This is a genomic window from Planomonospora parontospora, assembly GCA_014647935.1.
GTDB classification, from domain to species: domain Bacteria; phylum Actinomycetota; class Actinomycetes; order Streptosporangiales; family Streptosporangiaceae; genus Planomonospora; species Planomonospora parontospora.
On the sequence record BMQD01000075.1, the window covers coordinates 1 to 2,722 of the forward strand.

At 74.5% G+C, this 2,722-nt stretch carries 1 protein-coding gene; it reads right to left on the reverse strand.

Going from position 1 to position 2,722, the window contains the following annotated elements; genetic code table 11:
- Nucleotides 1-2,722: type I polyketide synthase (locus IEZ07_RS35140; RefSeq protein ID WP_191898753.1), on the reverse strand; the 2,722-nt coding region annotated here is incomplete at both ends.

The window sequence follows — 2,722 nt, forward strand, 5'->3', positions numbered from 1 at the left end:
CACCCGCACCCGCCCGCGCCGCCTGCCGCACCGGCACCCGCACCAGACCACGCAACAGCGCGGGAAGGTCGTCGCCCCTGCTCCGCAGGGCCGTACGGTCGACCTTGACGGCCGCCAGCACGGGCTCGTCCGCCAGGACGGCCGCGTCGAACAGGGCCAGGCCCTCCCGCACCGAGACGGCGGGCAGGCCCAGACGCCGCATCCGCTGTTCGGCCTCGTCCAGGAGGTCGCTCAGGCCGGTGCTGGTGGCCCAGAGGCCGTAGGCGACGGCGGTGGCCGGCAGGCCCTGGGCCCGGCGGTGCGCCGCCAGCCCGTCCAGGAACACGTTCGCCGCCGCGTAATTGCCCTGACCCGCCGCCAGCACCATCCCGCCCGCCGACGAGAACAGCACGAACGCTGACAGGTCCAGCTCCGCCGTCAGCTCGTGCAGATACCACGCCGCGTCCGCCTTCGGCCGGAACACCGCATCGATCCGCTCCGGCGACAACGTGCCCACCAGCCCGTTGTCGGCCACCCCGGCCGCGTGCACCACACCCCGCAGCGGATGCTCGGCGGGAACCGCCGCCAGCAGTCCCGCCAGTGCCTGCCGGTCGGCCACATCACACGCCGCCACCGTCACCCGCGCCCCCAGCGCCTCCAGCTCGGCGGCCAGCTCCACCGCACCCGGCGCCTCCAGCCCTCGCCGGCTGGTCAGCACCAGGTGCCGCACCCCGTGCACCGCCACCAGGTGCCGCGCCACCAGGGCACCCAGACCACCCGTGCCACCGGTCACCAGCACCGTGCCGTCCGCATCCCAGACGGTGCTCTCATCCGTCTCGGAGACCATCGTCCGGGTCAGGCGCGGCAGCCGGATCCGCCCGGCCCGGACCGCCGCCTCCGGCTCGCCGGAGGCGGCCACCGCCCCCAGCGCCTCGCCGGACTCGGCCATGCCGTCGGTGTCGACCAGCACGAACCGGCCGGGGTTCTCCGCCTGCGCCGCCCGCACCAGACCCCACACCGGAGCCAGCCGCACGTCCACGTCCTCACCCGGCAGCGCCACCGCGCCCCGGGTCACCACCATCAGGCGGGAGTCCGCGCACCGCTCATCGGCCAGCCACGCCTGCACCACCCCCAGCACCTCGGCGGCGGCCGACCGCACCCCCTCGGGCACGTCCGTCTCGGGCACCGGGCACTCGAACACCACCGTCCCGGGCACCGCACCGCCCTCGGCCACCTCCCACCAGGCCGCCCACGGCACCGGGCCGGAGGCGGCGGCGGGGGCCTGGACCCACTCGACCCGGAACAGCGAGTCGTGATGCGCCGCCGAGGTGCTCAACTGCTCGGCCGAGACGGGGCGGCCGACCAGCGACTCCACCGACAGCACGGGTCCGCCTTCGGCGTCCGCCACCGCCAGTGAGATGTCGCCCTCGCCGACGGAGGAGATCCGTACCCGCAGCTCCGTCGCGCCGACGGCGTGCAGCGTCACCCCGTTCCAGACGAACGGCAGCACCGTCGCGCCACCGCGGCGCCCGTCGTCGTCGAAGAGCGCCGCGTGCATCGCGCTGTCGAGCAGCGCCGGGTGCAGGCCGAACCGGCCTGCGTCCTCACGTGCCTGCTCAGGCAGGGAGACCTCGGCGAACACGTCGTCTCCCTGACGCCAGGCCGCCTTCAGTCCCTGGAACACCGGGCCGTAGCCGTACCCCTGCTCGTTCAGGAAGTCGTAGGCTCCGTCCACGTCCACCGGGACGGCACCCGCCGGGGGCCACTGGGTCAGGTCGAAGGAGGGCGCGGCGGCGCTCGGGGCGAGGACGCCCTCGGCGTGCAGCGTCCACGGCTCGTCCTCCCCGCCGGGGCGAGAGTAGACGTTCACCGAGCGTTTCCCCGACCCGTCGGGCGCGTCCACGATCACCTGAAGTCGGCGCTCCTCCCGGCCTTCCAGCACGAGAGGTGCGCGCAGGGCGAGTTCCTGGAGGAGACCGCAGCCGACCTGGTCACCGGCCCGGATCGCCAGCTCCACGAACCCGGTGCCCGGCAGCAGCACGCTGCCCAGCACCTCGTGGTCGGCGATCCACGAATGGCCGTCCAGGGACAGCCGGCCGGTGAGCACCAGCCCGCCGGAGTCGGGTGAGGCGAGGGACGCTCCCAGCATGGGGTGCTCGACCGTGTCGAGCCCCGCAGCGGTGACATCCCCGATCTCCTCGCCGAACCAGGACGCGATCAGGTACTCACGCGCATCCATCCAGTACGGCTCGCGCTGGAAGGCGTAGGTGGGCAACTCCACCCGCCGCGCACCCGACCCGGAGAAGTACCGCGCCCACTCCACCGTCACACCGTGCGCATACGCCCGACCCAGCCCGGACAGCAGCGCCTCGACCTCGCCCCGGCCCCGCCGCTGCAGCCCCACCGCCTGCACGGCACCCGCACCACTCGCACCGTCCGTGCCATCTGCAGAGCCCGCACCGGCCGCGCCGTCCGCAGGATCCGCAGCCAGGACCTGGGCCGCCAGCGCGGTCAGCACCGCGTCCGGACCCACCTCCACCCACCGCGACACACCCAGACCCCGCGCCGCGTCCACCGCATCGGCGAACCGCACCGACCGCCGCACATGCTCCACCCAGTACTCCGCCGACCCCCACTCCCCGGACACCGGCGCACCCGTCACCGTGGAAACCGCCACCGGCCCCGACGCCTCCACCTGCCGGTAGGTCACCGACTCGGCCACCCGCCGAAACCCCTCCAGCAC